Source organism: Vibrio sabulosilitoris, assembly GCF_055391395.1.
Window position 1 is genome coordinate 1,731,485 of the sequence record NZ_AP029599.1, and the last position, 15,310, is coordinate 1,746,794.

The following is a 15,310-nucleotide window of genomic DNA, read 5'->3' on the forward strand; positions in this document are numbered from 1 at the left end:
TGTCACTCTATTTCTCTTAGCATCGGCGCTTCCGCTGTGTTTGGCAACTATGCTGTGCTGTAATGACCAGTGGAGGTTTAGGGCTGCTGCGATTGCTCTACTTGCGCTGGTTGTGGTGAGAACGGGTAGTTGGACTCTACCGTGCCAGGCTGAATGGGCTCCTGCGGACCAAGAAATCTGGGTTCAGTGTTGAAGATAAAGAGGTCGAGCACGGCCTTGACCCTCGCGAGCAACTCACGCACTCTCAGGCGAAAAGATGGCAGTTCCCCTGGGGTTTGTGCGGCAAAACACGCCGCGTCCATGCCGATATTATTGGCGATGAACAGGGCGCGCTCACAGTGGAACTGCTGAGTGATGATCAGGACTCGGTTAGTACCAAAGATCTTTTGCGCTCGAATCACCGAGTCGAGCGTACGAAAGCCAGCATAATCCAAGTGGATGAAATCTTCGCTTACTCCGTGTTTAAGTAGATCACGTTTCATTGTCCACGGCTCGTTATAGGAGCGGTGAGCGTTGTCACCACTAACTAGAATATGCTTGATCTTGCCGCTATCGAGCAGGGCATAGGTTGAGTCCATTCGATATTGATAATAGAGGTTTAATGTTCGGCCCAGGTACTTACTTGTGCCCAAGATCAAACCAACGTCGAACTCGGGGACTTGCTCGAGATCATGGTAGATGAAAGCTCTGTTTTTTTCGGTTATCCAGGCATCAATGCCAATGACCAAGGTGAAGGCAAGCGCTATCAGCAACAAGGCGGTATTTACAGCTTTTAGCACAGTGCCAAACATGAAATCAGAATCCTTTCCTTTAGACGTGACGATTATCTTGCGCCCACATGCCAATGATAATAAACGCCACGAGTATCGATGCAAGCATATACGGCGTTGGCATGGAAAGTAGTCCTTGTCTCAGATACGGAACGCATTTAACGATCAGCAGCCCATAGCCAAACGAGTTAATAAAAATAAAAATTAAAGTTCGTACGATGAAGTTTTGATCGCGTAGCACTTTGCGTAGAAAACGGTTGATTTCACCGCCGGCCATCACCAACAAACAGGCGATCATTGCGGTAGAGATATCATTGAGGTAAGGGACAACGCGATCCCCAACTGGATTAAGAAAATCTAACATACTTACCTAAAACAACTACTTGAAAAAAACGCCTGGGCAAATAAGCCGAGGCGTTAATAAGATTAAAATTTAGAACGAAGTACGCTTGTACTTACGGTAAACAGGTTGCCAGAAATGCTGATCAATTGCTTGTTCTAGTGCCTCATCAGTGATCTCGAGCGCAACACCTTGCTCAATCGCCTTTTTAGCCACCGCGAAGGCAATCTTCTTAGATACTAGGTGGATCTCTTCTAATGGCGGGAGTAAGGCACCCTTGCCATTTTTAGCCAATGGCGAGCAGGTGGCTAGCGCACGGCTTGATTCCATCAGCATCTCGTCGGTGACGCGATGCGCACCCACCGCCAATACACCCAGACCAATACCAGGGAAGATGTAGCTGTTGTTACACTGAGCAATCGGGTAAGTTTTGCCATCAATCACGACTGGAGCAAACGGGCTACCTGTTGCCACCAAGGCGTTGCCTTGTGTCCAGGTCAGAATATCTACCGGAGTGGCCTCAACACGGCTGGTTGGGTTGGAGAGTGGAAAAACGATTGGACGCTCACAGTGCTTATGCATCTCTTGGATGATCTCTTGGCTGAATAGTCCAGGTGCACCCGATACGCCCACCAGCACGGTCGGCTTGGCGTTTTTGATCACGTCAAACAGTGAGAAGCCGTTGTCGTCAGATTCCCAATTCGCCGTATCCGCTTTCTTTTGTACCAAGCGTTGCTGGAAGTCGAGCAAGTTAGGCATGCCTTCTTGCAGTAGACCCCAGCGATCGACCATAAATACCTGCGAGCGTGCTTGTTGCTCAGAGATACCCTCGGAGATCATTTGCGCTACGATAGCTTCGGCAATACCACAACCCGCAGAGCCTGCACCGAGGAAGGTGACACGCTGATCAGAGAGCTTGCTGCCTGCAGCTGAGCATGCTGCTAGTAGAGAACCAACGGTGACCGCCGCAGTGCCTTGGATATCATCGTTAAAGCAGCAGATGCGGTCTTTGTAACGCTCAAGCAGTGGCATAGCATTTTTCTGGGCGAAGTCTTCAAACTGAATCAAGGCATCTGGCCAGCGGCGCTGAACGGCTTGGATAAACTCTTCAACGAACGCATCGTACTCTTGACCTGTAATGCGCGGGTGACGCCAGCCCATGTACATAGGGTCAGCAAGACGTTGAGGGTTGTTGGTACCCACATCCAATACGATAGGCAGGGTGTAAGCCGGGCTGATACCACCACACGCGGTGTAGAGCGCAAGTTTACCGATAGGGATACCCATACCACCGATACCTTGGTCACCCAGACCCAAAATGCGCTCACCATCGGTCACTACGATGACTTTAACATTGTGGTTAGCAGCGTTGTTGAGCAGATCGTCGATGCGATCACGATTAGCGTAAGAGACAAACAGACCACGACCACGGCGATAGATGTTAGAGAAGTTTTCACACGCCGCACCCACTGTCGGGGTATAGATGATCGGCATCATCTCTGAGATGTGGTTTTGCACCAAGCGATAAAACAAGGTCTCGTTGGTGTCTTGGATGTTGCGCAGGTAAATGTGCTTATCCATATCGTTTTCGAAGTTGCAGTACTGTTGGTAAGCACGCTCTACTTGCTCTTGAATCGTCTCAGTATTCTCTGGTAGCAAGCCTTCTAAGTTAAAAGAGATACGTTCTTCGGCGGTAAAAGCACTACCTTTGTTTAACAGGGGTGTACTTAGAAGTGCAGGACCAGCATAGGGGATATAAAGCGGGCGCTTATCGTTATTCATCGGGTACCTTTCGTGGTTGTGGAGTGGGAGAACCTTAAGGTTGGTAAAGCTCGCTGTTGACAACGTCCAATATCATCAAAAAATCGGATAAATTTTAAATATATAGATAGCGAACTGCAACCCGCGTTACTGGGTTTAAGGACAAAAAAAGGTCAACTTTGAACCAAGTTGACCTGAAAGGTTAAGTTTGTAGCACAAAATTAAGTTAGCTAACTACAGAACCGCAGCGATACCTTTACACAGCGGTCCCATATTCGCTTTGGTCATCCCTGCCACACTAATACGGCCAGAGCCAACGATGTAGATAGCAAACTCTTGCTTCAGGCGATTCACTTGCTCTTTACTCAGTCCTGAGAATGAGAACATCCCATTTTGACGTTCGATAAAGCTAAAGTCACTGTCAACACCCTCGGCTTTCAGAGTGGCAACAAACAGCTCACGCATTTGCTGGATGCGATCGCGCATCTCAGCCACTTCTTGTTCCCACTCAGCACGTAGGTCCGCATCGTTGAGGATGTAGGTCACGACAGCACTACCGTGCGCTGGTGGGTTAGAGTAGATAGAGCGGATAATCGCTTTGACTTGTGAGAAAGCCGTGGTGGCGACGTCAGTGGATTTTGCCACCAAAGTAAATGCACCAACGCGCTCATTGTACAAACCAAAGTTTTTCGAGAATGAGCTAGCGACAAGGATCTCATCGCAATGCTTGGCAAAGATACGTAGACCTGCCGCATCTTCTTCAACGCCTTTAGCAAAGCCCTGATATGCAAAATCAAACAGAGGAAGAAGTTTCTTCTCTGCGACTAACTTTGCCAAGGTTTCCCACTCTTCAACCGTTGGATCGATGCCGGTTGGGTTATGGCAGCAGCCGTGTAGCAGCACGATGTCGCCCTCATTGGCATGGCTAAGGTCGGCGACCATGCCAGCAAAATCTTTATCTTTGGTTTCTGGGTTGTAGTAGCTGTACTGGATGGTTTCAATGCCCGCGGCGGTGAACACACCGTTGTGATTCGCCCAAGTTGGGTTGCTGATCCAGATCTTTACATCGCCCAGCTGGCGCTTGATGAATTCACCAGCCACACGTAATGCGCCCGTGCCACCGGGGGCTTGAGCTGTTTTTGCGCGCAGGTTAGTTACGATATCAGAGTCTGCGCCAAACAGCAGCTTTTGCACCGCAAGGCCGTACTCCGTGGTGCCTTCAATAGTGAGGTACGATTTGGTCTTTTCTGTTTCCAGTATTGCTGCTTCGGCTTTCTTTACCGTAGTCAGTACCGGAGTCTGACCGTCTTCGTTCTTATAAATACCGACGCCAAGGTTAATTTTTTCAGCGCGTTGATCGTTTTTGAACTCTTCGGTTAGACCAAGGATAGGGTCTGCCGGAGCTGCGATTACTTTTTCAAACATCAGTCTCGTCCTTGTAAAGAAGATTGGTTGCTTTTTTTATACCTTTTACGTGGCGAATAAACAACATAATCCGTCACTAAACTATCATTTTTAATCACTTTGCATAGATAGATATTGAGGTCCGTCCAATCTGATCTGAATGCCTGCTAAAAAGTGGTCCAATAATACCATAATCCTTCTAATCCTTGATGTTGTGCTCAGTTAACAAAATTGTCATCTCAAGTTGGTGCTGTATCACTAAAGCTTATGAATTTTATGACAATCCTGACTTAAACCTGATATCTCTAGTAGTAAAAGGGAAACACGGTTTTCTGAAAGATTACCGTTGCTATCTCTGTACTTTGCTATGGACATAACCGCCAAAAGTATTCACCCCGATTTGGGCAGCGGCATTTAATCTTCAGTTGCAAAGGAGCCCCCAATGACAGACAAAATATGGAATGGCCATTCGCATGGCTTTGTCGCCGATAAGCTGTCTGAAGTGGTCAAGGACAGGCAGCGTCGTCAGGAGTTGATGGTCAGGGTATTGGCGATTCTTGGTATTGCCTTCTTACCAGTATTCTCGATCAAGTCCTTTTGGGTCGACCGAGATGATATGGGCTTAGTATTGGCGGGATTCAGTGGGCTCGGGATCGTGACGCTGTACTTGCTCAGCCGTAGGCGACAGCTAGGACTCATTGGTTTGACAATGATCATCTACTCACTGTCCATCTACTTAATTGTGTCAGGTGGGCACGCCAATACCGGGGCGATGTGGGTATACCCCCTTACAGCAATTGCTATCTTCGTTAATCGTTTTCATCTTGGCGTTGTTGTTAACACTGCATTTTTAACTTCTGTGATCATTGTTCTTTATCATGATCTGGTGACGACGGAATATGCAGATGTGTTTAAGCTGCGCTTTATGTTGGCCTTGATGGCACAAAGTGGCATGTGCCATATCTTGATATTTTTCCAAGAGAGGGTTGATGACTATATCTTGCGCATGCATCAGGAGGATATTCACAAACTGGCCTATTTTGACTCTCTCACTCAGTTGGCTAATCGAGCGGCGTTTTGTTCCGTGTTGTGCAGAGCAAAACAGCACAGAAGTAAAACTTGTGGCGCACTGATCTACATCGATCTCGATAACTTCAAACAGATCAATGACGATTATGGTCATGACAGCGGGGATCGATTATTAGTCGAGTTCGCTGTTGCTCTACGTCAACTGGTCTCGGATACGCTTACCGTGCAACCCGGCCCATATAATATTGCCCGATTGGGCGGGGATGAGTTTGTCATTTATATCGATACCCTTAACACCAAAGCAGAGGTTCATCTGCTGAGCGGCAAGGTTGTTGAATTGTTTACTCGGTCTCGACTACCGATACTTGAGCGAAAACAACATAATGTCAGTGCCAGCGTTGGAGTGGCGTTTATTCCAGTGCATCATATGGACTTGGAACTCAGCCTCAAGCAGGCCGATCAGGCAATGTATCAAGCCAAGAGTGCAGGCAAGGGCGCGGTGAGAATTGCGTGTTGATAAGGGAAGCGCAAACGGGGCTAACGACATCGCCAACCCCAGCGTGGATCAAGCATTAAGCGTTCAGTGCTTGCTCTAAGTCAGCGATAATATCGTCAATATGTTCAATGCCGACCGAAAGGCGGATCATCTCAGGGTAGACACCCGCTTGGTTTTGCTCGGCCTCACTCAATTGGCGGTGCGTGGTTGACGCTGGGTGACACGCGAGTGACTTGGCATCACCAATGTTGACCAGGCGTTTAAAGATCTGCAATGCATCGTAGAAACGCACTCCAGCCTCGTAGCCATCTTTAAGACCAAATGACAGGATTGCCGAGGGTTTGCTATCCATGTATTTCTCCGCCAGAGGGAAGTGATCAGAGCTAGGCAAACCAGCGTAGCTTACCCAGCTGACCTTTTCATGTTGCTCAAGGTACTGAGCTACTTTGAGCGCGTTCTCTGTGTGGCGCTCCATACGTAGCGACAGTGTTTCCAAGCCTTGTAACAACATAAAGGCATTCATCGGTGACAGAGCGGAACCCGTATTGCGCAAAGGCACTGTGCGAGCACGGCCGATAAACGCGGCTGGGCCAAACGCTTCGGTGTACACCACGCCGTGGTAGGACGGCTCTGGCTTGTTGAGTACTGGGAAGCGCGCTTTGTGCTCTGCCCATGGGAACTTACCAGAGTCGATGATCATACCACCAAGGCTGGTGCCATGGCCGCCGACGTATTTGGTTAATGAGTGCACCACAATGTCGGCGCCAAACTCGATAGGCTTGCACAGGGCAGGGGTGGCGACCGTGTTATCGACAATGACCGGCACGCCTTGTGAGTGAGCAAGCTCTGACAGACGCTCAAGGTCAATAATGTTACCTGCAGGGTTACCAATACTCTCACAGTACACCGCTTTGGTGTTTTCATCGATAAGCTCAGCCAGGCTCTCCGGTTTGTCGTCTTTAGCAAAGCGCACCTCAATGCCTTGGTCAGGCAACATGTGCGCAAATAATGTGTAGGTGCCACCATATAGTTGTGGGGTTGAAACGATGTTGTCTCCCGCTTTGGCAATGGTCTGGATTGCATAGTTAATTGCCGCGCTTCCGGCGCTGACCGCGAGACCGGCGATCCCGCCCTCCAACGCCGCCATGCGCTTCTCCAACACATCATTGGTTGGGTTCATGATACGCGTGTAGATATTTCCAGGCACTTCGAGATTGAATAGGTCGGCACCGTGTTGGGCGTTATCAAACTCATACGCCACGGTCTGATAGATAGGCGTAGCCACCGATTTTGTCGTTGGGTCGGTCTCATAGCCAAAGTGGATGGAAAGCGTTTCGTCTTTCATGGGTCTTCCTTGAGCGTTGATTTAAAACTGACTCAACATGATGCCGAGAAATTGTGCGAAGTACTGAGGTTGAGGTCACAGATAAGTGTCATTAGGACGGGGAGAATAAAGAAAGCCCCGCGAGTGCGGGGCTTGGAATATAAGCGATGATAGAGTTCAGCGATTAGTTAGGTTGGTTCGCGTAGATACAACCTTGGTATAGCGCGTCACCAGTTTCACCTGCAGTATATGCTGGGTTTACAAACCAAGTTGAATCTTCACCGATGTTAACTGATTTGTGGATTGATGAGCGAGCACCTGCTTCAGCGCGTAGGATACAAATCTCTTTATCCTGAAGACGACGCCATAGTTCAGCACCTTCTTCGCTTTCGCGAGTATCAATCATGCTACCTTGGTTCGTGATGTTGCCTTTGCTGTCAACTTCACCGTACTGCTTGATGTACCAGTTGCTGTAGTCAAACTCAGAGCGGTCTAGTGTGCCGTGTGCTTCAACGTACTCAGTTAGCATGTCACGTACTGCGTATATTGGCTCGTTTGTTGACTGCCATAGGTTGTCTTCTTCAGAAATCCAACCTTTCGCTAGCATGGTTGTGCCGTAGCGGTAGTCGTTAACTGCTAGCACGTACTCAGCTTCTAGGTCAAAGTCAGTACCTGCAAGTTCAGTGATAGTAATGCGCTCACCTTCCGTGATACGGTTACCTTCAGAGTCTTCTACACGACCTTGCTTGCTTAGGTCAACAACGTACTTGATGCTGCCACCAAAGATGTCGTAGTTGAATGCAGGCATATCAGGGTTGAAAGAAACCGTGATGTCACCAGGAGTGTACTCGTTGAAGTAGCTGTAAGACCACTCCATGTAATCAAGTAGTTGTTTACCCTTGATCTTAACCGCAACTAGCTCGTTGTCGTACATGTATAGGTTAGCACTGTCTTTCTTCTTGTACTCTTGACCGTCGAATAGGTTAGAGCCATCAGAGAAGATTGCAGCAGCCGATACGTCAACCTTGATTGGGTTGTCGTTTGCATCTGTGCCTTTTTCTTCGATGTTCATGATTTGAATATCGTTGATTAGAGCACTTAGAGGCATATCAACTAGTTTAGCTGCGTGGATCGTGGTGTAAAGACGCAGGCCATCAGTGTTCAATACTTGCTCTTCTTTAGTTGCTTCATCCGCACCACCGTTAAAGGTGTTAGTGAAGTTACCGTCTACTGTACCGATCAGTGTGTTTGCATCTTCAACAGAAGCATCGTGAACGTACTGCATTTCGTTTTGTAGTGCTGCATCTTCATGAACTTCGTCCACTTTCAAGTTAGAAAGCGTTGTATCAACGATGTACCACTCGCCTTTGCTGTCTTTTTCAAGCTCAATCTCAGCTTTAGCAAGAGCCCAGCCCCAGTTACCCGGTTCAATCACTTTTACTTTAGTGTGGCGGTTCTTGGTGTTGTAAAGACCTGAAAGTGCTTTGTCTTCAAATTCAGCTTCGCCTTCAATTGAGATTTCAAGCATCTCAGCAGTGTAATCAGAGTCTTTCTCAACTTGTTCGATAAAGCGTGCGTGTTCGTGACCCATGAAGATTACGTCAAACTTGTCAGCAAGCTTAGAAGCAATTTGGTGTACACCCTCACCGTTCTCTTTACGGCCGTAGTGAAGAGCACCAATCACAACGTCTGGGTTGTGAGTTTCGATGGCTAGGTTAACTGCCGCTTCTACCGATTCAAACTCATCTTTGAAGTCTAGGTTACGGAAGTTGTCAGGTGATGCTGCCTGCCAAATTTTCACCCATGAAGGTGTAAGACCAACCACTGCGACTTTAGCGCCGTTGAAATCATAAATTTGGAAAGGAGGAAGGAAAGGTACTTCTTCTTTGTCGTGAGGTACTTTACAACCCGTTGCGTTTTCATCCCAGATAATGTTTGAAGAGATGATTGCGCCTTCGAAGCCCTCAAGGCTACGGAATAGGAACTCACGCTCAAAATCGAACTCGTGGTTACCTGGAACCCAAAGGTCGTAGTTCATGAAGTTCATGGTTTCTACAACAGGGTGCAGTGGTTCGTTGTTGAATAGTTCAGCTGAGTTACCTTGAACGGTATCACCAAGGTCAATCATCAGCATGTTGTCAGCTTTAGCGCGCTCTTCTTTCAACAATGTAGCGATTTTTGTGAAGCCTGCGTTCACATCTTCACCGTCTAGTGCGTAGTCGTAAGCAAAGATACGGCCGTGCATATCACCGGTTGCGCCGATAGTAATTGTTTGAGTTCGTAGATCAGGGTTATCAGCTAGAACGATTACTTCGTCAGTTTTTTTGTAAGTAATACACTCATTAATCGGTGCCGTACTTGCAGGTGGACGTGGTATGTCAGTTACTTTGTCATCGCTGCTGCTGCTGTTGCAGCCAGCAACAACTAGCGCTGCTGCAATCAGCGAAAGTGGTTTTGAAAATTTGTACATTGTTTTAGCGTCTGCTTAGTGGAAAGTCGCTGCGCAATATACTCAAGAAATTTTTTTGGAAAACCTTTAATTTAATCCATTTGTAACAAGGTGTGTAAAATGTAAGTTCTGAAACATATATCGATTGCGCAATCGTTTACATGTGTTTTTTTTGTGTTGTACTTTACACAGGTGTAACCAGCTAATCGGTTGCGCAATCGTCAAAATGAATGATTTATGTGATGCACATCACTATGTAGTGTATTTCATATACACAATTACATAAATACTGTGATGTGGTTCGCGTCACATTTTGACTTATTAAATTGCTTGAAGAATCTAGCTAAATGTAGCATGAAAAGAAAAAGCCCACCAAAAGTAGTGGGCTTTACGTGAGCTGGTATGGAGATGAAAATCAGTTAGCGACGGTAGATGTAGCTAGCAATAGCGACAGAAAATGGCACAGTGAGAATAAGACCGATACTACCCGCGAGGGCATGGATCATAGCGAGAGAGATCGCTGGGATATTCATAAACTGCATACTTGGCATCTGAAACCCCCAAACCATCATGATAGTAGTAAGGCTACTACCTACGAACGCCAAAACTAACGTATTCGTCATTGTTCCCAAAATATCACGACCAATTCGAATTGTTGCCCAAAGACGCTCGCGTTCACTTTGCTCTGGACTTGCTTCTCTTAGCTCGTGATAAGACGAGACCATTGAAATAGCAACATCCATGACAGCACCCAATGCTGAGATCATGATCGCAACGAAAAGCAGCCAGCGTATCTGGATTTGTGCCCCGCCACCCAAATAGAGCAAATCCTCCCCTTTCTCAAGATATAGACCATTAAGCTGAGCCATCTCACCGAAGAATTGAGCGGATATACCGGCAGCAACAACACCAGCAAGCGTCCCCAACATAGCAGCGAGTGATTTTCGATTCCAACCCACACAAAGCAGAAAGTTGACGATAATCTTGATAGACATCAAACCAAGCGTGACCGGCACAGGGTTGAGCCCGGCAAAAATGGCGGGAATCAGTACCCCAATTAACAAGGCGCCAGTGAAGTACAGTGACACGACAGAGTTAAAGCCTTGGAAACCGGCGAGACCGATGATCAGTGCAATAATTATCCCTAGCATCCAATATACCGCGTCGGCACGATCATGGTTAAAAGGCCAATAGATCATACCGCTCGCGCGCTCACGTAATAGGAGGATAAACTGATCTCCTGCTATGACATGGACATTGTGCAGGCGGCTGAGGCTATTCTCAACATCCACTTGTTCACCCGCTTGTTCACCTTCAAGAATGGTTACTCTCAATCTTTGGCGACCAGTTACCACACTTGGGACCATAGGGTCAGCATAGGTTTCTTCAATAAGCACCTCATCAACAACGGCCTTGACGAACGTTTGTGGGTTATAGGTTGAGGGTCTAAAGCTATCACTGATAATCGGCGACAGGTAAAGAATTAGCGTTGCAATGGCAATAATTGCACAAGGAAAAAGGTATCGATTCAATCTCATGGTCGAAAAATGTGGCTAGGAACTAGGGGGGCACATGATAACGATCACGAATAATAGTGCAATACCTAACCGATTTTTGAGATTTACATTTTTGTTGCAAAGTTTATGTGAGACGAGTCTGGTTTGGTTGGATAAAATGGTCGAGAATAGAGCTGCTAATTTAAAGCTACTGAATTTTGGAGAAAAATAAGCCTCATCGAAATGAGGCTTTAGGCGAAAAAAGGGTTAGCACTTAGTCTCGAGCAGTACTTTTAGCTTTATATTTTCGCACTTGTTTATGGCGAGAGTTTTTACTCACTGGCTTATTACCACGGCGCTTGCTCGATGAACGCTGGCCATCCGCATGCTCACCTTTATTCGGTGTTTTCTCACCCGCTGGCTTTGGTTTTTTCGGTTTCTTGGGCTTTTTAGCCTTGATAGGGCGGGTATCAAGCTTGCTTTCTGGTACGACGTTGACGGCTTTGTACTCGGGGTGCTCTTTTCTTGGTAGTAATTTCTGGATTAGACGCTCGATAGCAAACAGCTCAGCGCTATCATCGTTACACACCAGTGAAACCGCTTCGCCAACCGCGCCAGCACGGCCGGTGCGGCCGATACGATGCACGTAGTCTGCTGCGACGTGTGGCAGGTCGTAATTCACCACAAAGGGTAAGTGGGAGATGTCGATGCCGCGCGCAGCAATATCAGTCGCTACCAAGGTTTGGATTTCACCGTTTTTGAAGCCCTCCAGCGCTCGAGTTCGCGCACCTTGGCTTTTGTTACCATGGATTGCTGCCGAGGTGATGCCTTGTTTTTCCAGGTGGAAGCTCAGGCGGTTTGCGCCATGCTTTGTTTTAGTAAAAACAAGCACTTGATTCCAGCTATTCTCTTTAATCAAGCTTACCAGAAGCGGCGCTTTTTTACGTTTATCTGTGGTGTAAATTGACTGAGTCACGGTTTCTGCGGTGGTATTGCGCGGTGTCACCGAGATTTCGACCGGATTGTTGACGAGGCCTTTTGCTAGATCACGGATCTCATCAGAGAAGGTGGCAGAAAACAGTAAGTTTTGACGGTTTTTCGGCAGCAGGGCCAAAATTTTCTTAATATCGCGAATAAAGCCCATATCCAACATGCGATCCGCTTCATCAAGGACCAGTACCTCGAGCTGATCGAACTTAACCGCATTTTGCTGATACAGGTCCATCAAGCGCCCTGGCGTCGCAACCAAGACATCCACCCCTTTACGCATCGCCATCATTTGTGGGTTGATTTTTACGCCCCCAAAGACAACGGTTGAACTCAGATTAGTATAGCGGCTGTACTTATCTGCATTGTCCTGTACCTGTGCTGCCAGCTCACGGGTAGGGGTGAGTACTAGCGCTCGCACCTGATTACTGCGCACGCGCGGTCCGCTTGCAAGCCTTTCAAGGATCGGTAGAACAAAGCCCGCGGTTTTGCCCGTGCCGGTTTGCGCAGCAGCCATCACATCCTTGCCTTCAATAACAGCAGGAATGGCTTGAGCCTGAATTGGTGATGGCTCTGTGTAGCCTTGCTCATCAACTGCTTTGAGTAAGGGTGCGGATAATCCGAGAGAAGAAAAGCTCATATAAGGTGCTCTTAATAGGATAGGGCAGAGTCATTAAGCATACTCTACGATAATAAAGGCTGCGTATTGTGAAGATAGTCGACTGATTATGCAAATCTAACTGATGAATTTAGAAAGAAAAATAGCCAGCGTTACGGCTGGCTATATTCGATAGGGGGTTGTATTAGTGCTTACTGAGCAATCAAACCGTACTCTTTATCAAGCACATCGATGATTTCTTGTTTAGGGTTTGCACTTAGCACGATAGGCTGCCCGGTAATCTTCTCAGCAATGCCAGTGTATGTCTCTGAGATCGCCATCAAAGCATCAACTGGCAGCTGATTATCACGAGCCAGTGCCTCACGCTCAGGCATACGCTCTTTATTCAGTAGAATATCTGGGTCTGGGAAATGGTTAAGTAAGAACTGACGGAAGCCTTCTTTCGAGTTCTCAACGATATTGCCCTTTTGGTACTCCTTGGTATCCCAGATGCGTGATGAATCAGGGGTGCCAACTTCGTCCATATAAATCAGCTTCTCAACACCTTGAGAATCAGTGACATAACCAAACTCAAATTTAGTATCAACGAAGGTTTGCTCGACTTTCTCAAGTGCATCGCTGATCACGCCAAAGCCTTCTTTAAGCAGCTTTTCATACAGCGCGATGTCGTCCGCTTTAGAGAAATTGAAAGCCGCAAAATTGTCGACGATGTTGTCGCGCGTGATATTGACGTCATCCGCTTCAGGTACGCCAGGGATGCCTTTCAGAATACCCTTAGTTGAAGGAGTCATTAGTAGTTCAGGCAGCTTCTTATCTTTTTCTAGACCTTCTGGCAGCTCAATACCACAGAATTCTCGCTCACCTTTAGCGTATGAACGCCACATTGAACCGGTGATGTATTGGCGACAGATTGCCTCTATCATCACAGGCTTGGCTTTTTGTACAATCCACACAAATGGGTGAGGGATATCAAGGATATGGCTATCCGCTAGACCATTGTCTTTAAACAGTTTAAACCAGTGATTTGAGATCGCGTTTAGCGCTGCGCCTTTACCAGGAACACCCTTTAGGCCACCTTCTGCATGCCAGATGCAATCGAAGGCGGAGATACGATCGCTGATCACCATGATCGCCAGTGGTGCATCTTCTGCAACGTCGTATCCTTTTTCCTTAATTAGGCGACGGCTGTCGGCTTCGGTTAGCCAATAAACAGAACGCACCTTGCCACTGTGGACCGGTTTATCAGTGCGAATGGGAAGATCATCATTAACGGCTAGAACTTGATCAGCAAGGCTCATCTAGGGCATTCCTATCGTGATTTATTTCGCTCAAACGAAATAAGATGGTTAATCTGATACCCCAAATTCTTGATTGGGATAGTTACAACGCGGGAATAATACCAGAACCAAAATGATGTTCCAGAGAAAAAGCAAACGTTTGCCTTTTTCTCAACCATTCTTCTCCTAAACCAACCTTTCCTAAACCAATATTATTGCTGTCTGACTCATTTAATGGATAAAAAGTACGTCAATCATCACTCCTTTAGTGCACAGTTTCACCAATTACGGAGTAGCTACTTATGTCACTAAGAAAAACCAGCTGACAATGTGCGTCTTGAGCTAGATGGATCAGGCAGTTTTTCTCGACTTGGCTAAAGTGTCCTGAGCAGACAATAGCGCTCGCATTACCAGACTGAAGTGCTCTTGTGACGACTTCGAGCTCTGAATAGCGACACGAGTTCTTAAGCTGCATGACTTTATCAACATCTACGGCATGATGAAGGCACTCGCCATAGGTCGGGCGAGGGCATTGTGCGGTAAAGAATATCCACTGGTTAGATTGAGAGGCAGGAGACAGTCGAGCAAAAACAGGCTCAGGGATGTCACGTAGCGATTGGCGAGGTTCAGCGGTGTTTGAGTGATGCTGTGGTGCTTCCAAGTGATACATAATACTGTCTCCATATACATGCTGTATGAGTATACAGTAGTACTGTTTGCATAAGAGATCAACCCCTAATACCCAAGCAGTTTCAAGATTCAGTTTCTCGTCGACATTTTTGCCGTGCTTGCCTCGCGTTCGTTGACTCGAAATACAGACGCTGAAACGAAAAAACGCCCGAAAATCGGACGTTTTTAGTTGGTTTTGTTAGGCGTGGGATTCGGTTCTTGTCAGCGAGCACGTAGAAACTGAGACTGCCTAGCCGCGAGCCTGTTCTCTTAGCTGGCTTTTTTAAGTAGGCGCTCACGGTATGCTTGTTCACCTTGGTTGAAAAGCTGCACATCCAAGCGAGCAAGTTCCATGCACTCTTCACAGGAGTGGTGGTGTTTGCCATCCAAGTAGTTAAGCTGCTGTAATCGGCGACGTTGTTTACACCAATCGCAGGTGCCATAAGTCGTGGACATAAAAGTCTCCTTTTGAGGTTGAGCTGAGCGGCTTGCATAGAGCCGCTCTTTGTTGGTTCGAGTATGGCACTAACACGATTGAGTTTAGCGACAACTATGTGAACAAAATGTTAAATTTCAAATGTTGACACCAGTATAGAATAATCAGCGACTTAACAAGGAAAATATCAGCCTTATGTGCACGCTTGTGCATAATTAAGACGCAGTTGCATAATGGAGTGGGGCACACCTTG

Annotated in this window: 12 protein-coding genes; 1 reads left to right on the forward strand and 11 read right to left on the reverse strand. The window is 47.0% G+C overall.

What is annotated here, in order from left to right; genetic code table 11:
* Positions 1-77 precede the first annotated feature (77 nt).
* The 4 genes from ACZ5R2_RS08220 to ACZ5R2_RS08235 all read right to left on the reverse strand — a co-directional run bounded on the left by ACZ5R2_RS08220 (position 78) and on the right by ACZ5R2_RS08235 (position 4,296).
* Positions 78-791: a SanA/YdcF family protein gene (locus ACZ5R2_RS08220; RefSeq protein ID WP_464901804.1), complete on the reverse strand. Its 714-nt coding sequence runs from the start codon at positions 789-791 to the stop codon at positions 78-80.
* A 19-nt stretch (positions 792-810) separates the two neighbouring features.
* Complete coding sequence (locus tag ACZ5R2_RS08225) at positions 811-1,134, reverse strand: DUF3392 domain-containing protein (RefSeq protein WP_464901805.1); 324 nt, start codon at positions 1,132-1,134, stop codon at positions 811-813.
* A 69-nt stretch (positions 1,135-1,203) separates the two neighbouring features.
* Positions 1,204-2,892 carry an NAD-dependent malic enzyme gene (locus ACZ5R2_RS08230; RefSeq protein WP_464901806.1) on the reverse strand — a complete coding sequence of 563 codons (1,689 nt, stop codon included), beginning with the start codon at positions 2,890-2,892 and terminating at the stop codon, positions 1,204-1,206.
* A 213-nt stretch (positions 2,893-3,105) separates the two neighbouring features.
* Complete coding sequence (locus ACZ5R2_RS08235) at positions 3,106-4,296, reverse strand: amino acid aminotransferase (protein WP_464901807.1); 1,191 nt, start codon at positions 4,294-4,296, stop codon at positions 3,106-3,108.
* 421 nt (positions 4,297-4,717) lie between these two features.
* Between ACZ5R2_RS08235 and ACZ5R2_RS08240 the strand changes: the two genes are divergently transcribed.
* Entirely contained in the window at positions 4,718-5,821 is a 1,104-nt protein-coding gene (locus ACZ5R2_RS08240; RefSeq protein ID WP_464901808.1) for a diguanylate cyclase domain-containing protein, read from the forward strand.
* Between the two features lie 55 nt (positions 5,822-5,876).
* Here ACZ5R2_RS08240 and ACZ5R2_RS08245 read toward each other — a convergent pair whose 3' ends face one another.
* The 7 genes from ACZ5R2_RS08245 to ACZ5R2_RS08275 all read right to left on the reverse strand — a co-directional run bounded on the left by ACZ5R2_RS08245 (position 5,877) and on the right by ACZ5R2_RS08275 (position 15,077).
* Entirely contained in the window at positions 5,877-7,145 is a 1,269-nt protein-coding gene (locus ACZ5R2_RS08245; protein WP_464901809.1) for an O-acetylhomoserine aminocarboxypropyltransferase/cysteine synthase family protein, read from the reverse strand.
* Positions 7,146-7,308: 163 nt separating this feature from the next.
* A complete protein-coding gene (locus ACZ5R2_RS08250) occupies positions 7,309-9,594 on the reverse strand; it encodes a bifunctional metallophosphatase/5'-nucleotidase (RefSeq protein ID WP_464901810.1) in 2,286 nt (761 codons plus the stop codon).
* A gap of 398 nt (positions 9,595-9,992) precedes the next feature.
* The gene (locus tag ACZ5R2_RS08255; RefSeq protein ID WP_464901811.1) at positions 9,993-11,105 is read right to left on the reverse strand and encodes a YibE/F family protein; all 1,113 of its coding nucleotides are present in this window, start codon (positions 11,103-11,105) and stop codon (positions 9,993-9,995) included.
* A gap of 238 nt (positions 11,106-11,343) precedes the next feature.
* Positions 11,344-12,696, reverse strand: coding sequence for a DEAD/DEAH box helicase (locus tag ACZ5R2_RS08260; protein ID WP_464901812.1), 1,353 nt, complete (start codon positions 12,694-12,696; stop codon positions 11,344-11,346).
* A gap of 170 nt (positions 12,697-12,866) precedes the next feature.
* The gene (locus ACZ5R2_RS08265; protein ID WP_464901813.1) at positions 12,867-13,973 is read right to left on the reverse strand and encodes a phosphoribosylaminoimidazolesuccinocarboxamide synthase; all 1,107 of its coding nucleotides are present in this window, start codon (positions 13,971-13,973) and stop codon (positions 12,867-12,869) included.
* Positions 13,974-14,217: 244 nt separating this feature from the next.
* Positions 14,218-14,622 (reverse strand): hypothetical protein, encoded by a 405-nt coding sequence (locus tag ACZ5R2_RS08270; RefSeq protein ID WP_464901814.1) that lies wholly within the window; start codon positions 14,620-14,622, stop codon positions 14,218-14,220.
* 269 nt (positions 14,623-14,891) lie between these two features.
* Entirely contained in the window at positions 14,892-15,077 is a 186-nt protein-coding gene (locus ACZ5R2_RS08275; protein WP_464901815.1) for a hypothetical protein, read from the reverse strand.
* Positions 15,078-15,310 lie beyond the last annotated feature (233 nt).

Coding starts and splice junctions, on each gene's coding strand:
- ACZ5R2_RS08220 (WP_464901804.1), bottom strand. CDS start 791: ATGTTTGGCACTGTGCTAAAAGCTGTAAATACCGCCTTGTTGCTGATA.
- ACZ5R2_RS08225 (WP_464901805.1), bottom strand. CDS start 1,134: ATGTTAGATTTTCTTAATCCAGTTGGGGATCGCGTTGTCCCTTACCTC.
- ACZ5R2_RS08230 (WP_464901806.1), bottom strand. CDS start 2,892: ATGAATAACGATAAGCGCCCGCTTTATATCCCCTATGCTGGTCCTGCA.
- ACZ5R2_RS08235 (WP_464901807.1), bottom strand. CDS start 4,296: ATGTTTGAAAAAGTAATCGCAGCTCCGGCAGACCCTATCCTTGGTCTA.
- ACZ5R2_RS08240 (WP_464901808.1), top strand. CDS start 4,718: ATGACAGACAAAATATGGAATGGCCATTCGCATGGCTTTGTCGCCGAT.
- ACZ5R2_RS08245 (WP_464901809.1), bottom strand. CDS start 7,145: ATGAAAGACGAAACGCTTTCCATCCACTTTGGCTATGAGACCGACCCA.
- ACZ5R2_RS08250 (WP_464901810.1), bottom strand. CDS start 9,594: ATGTACAAATTTTCAAAACCACTTTCGCTGATTGCAGCAGCGCTAGTT.
- ACZ5R2_RS08260 (WP_464901812.1), bottom strand. CDS start 12,696: ATGAGCTTTTCTTCTCTCGGATTATCCGCACCCTTACTCAAAGCAGTT.
- ACZ5R2_RS08265 (WP_464901813.1), bottom strand. CDS start 13,973: ATGAGCCTTGCTGATCAAGTTCTAGCCGTTAATGATGATCTTCCCATT.
- ACZ5R2_RS08270 (WP_464901814.1), bottom strand. CDS start 14,622: ATGTATCACTTGGAAGCACCACAGCATCACTCAAACACCGCTGAACCT.
- ACZ5R2_RS08275 (WP_464901815.1), bottom strand. CDS start 15,077: ATGTCCACGACTTATGGCACCTGCGATTGGTGTAAACAACGTCGCCGA.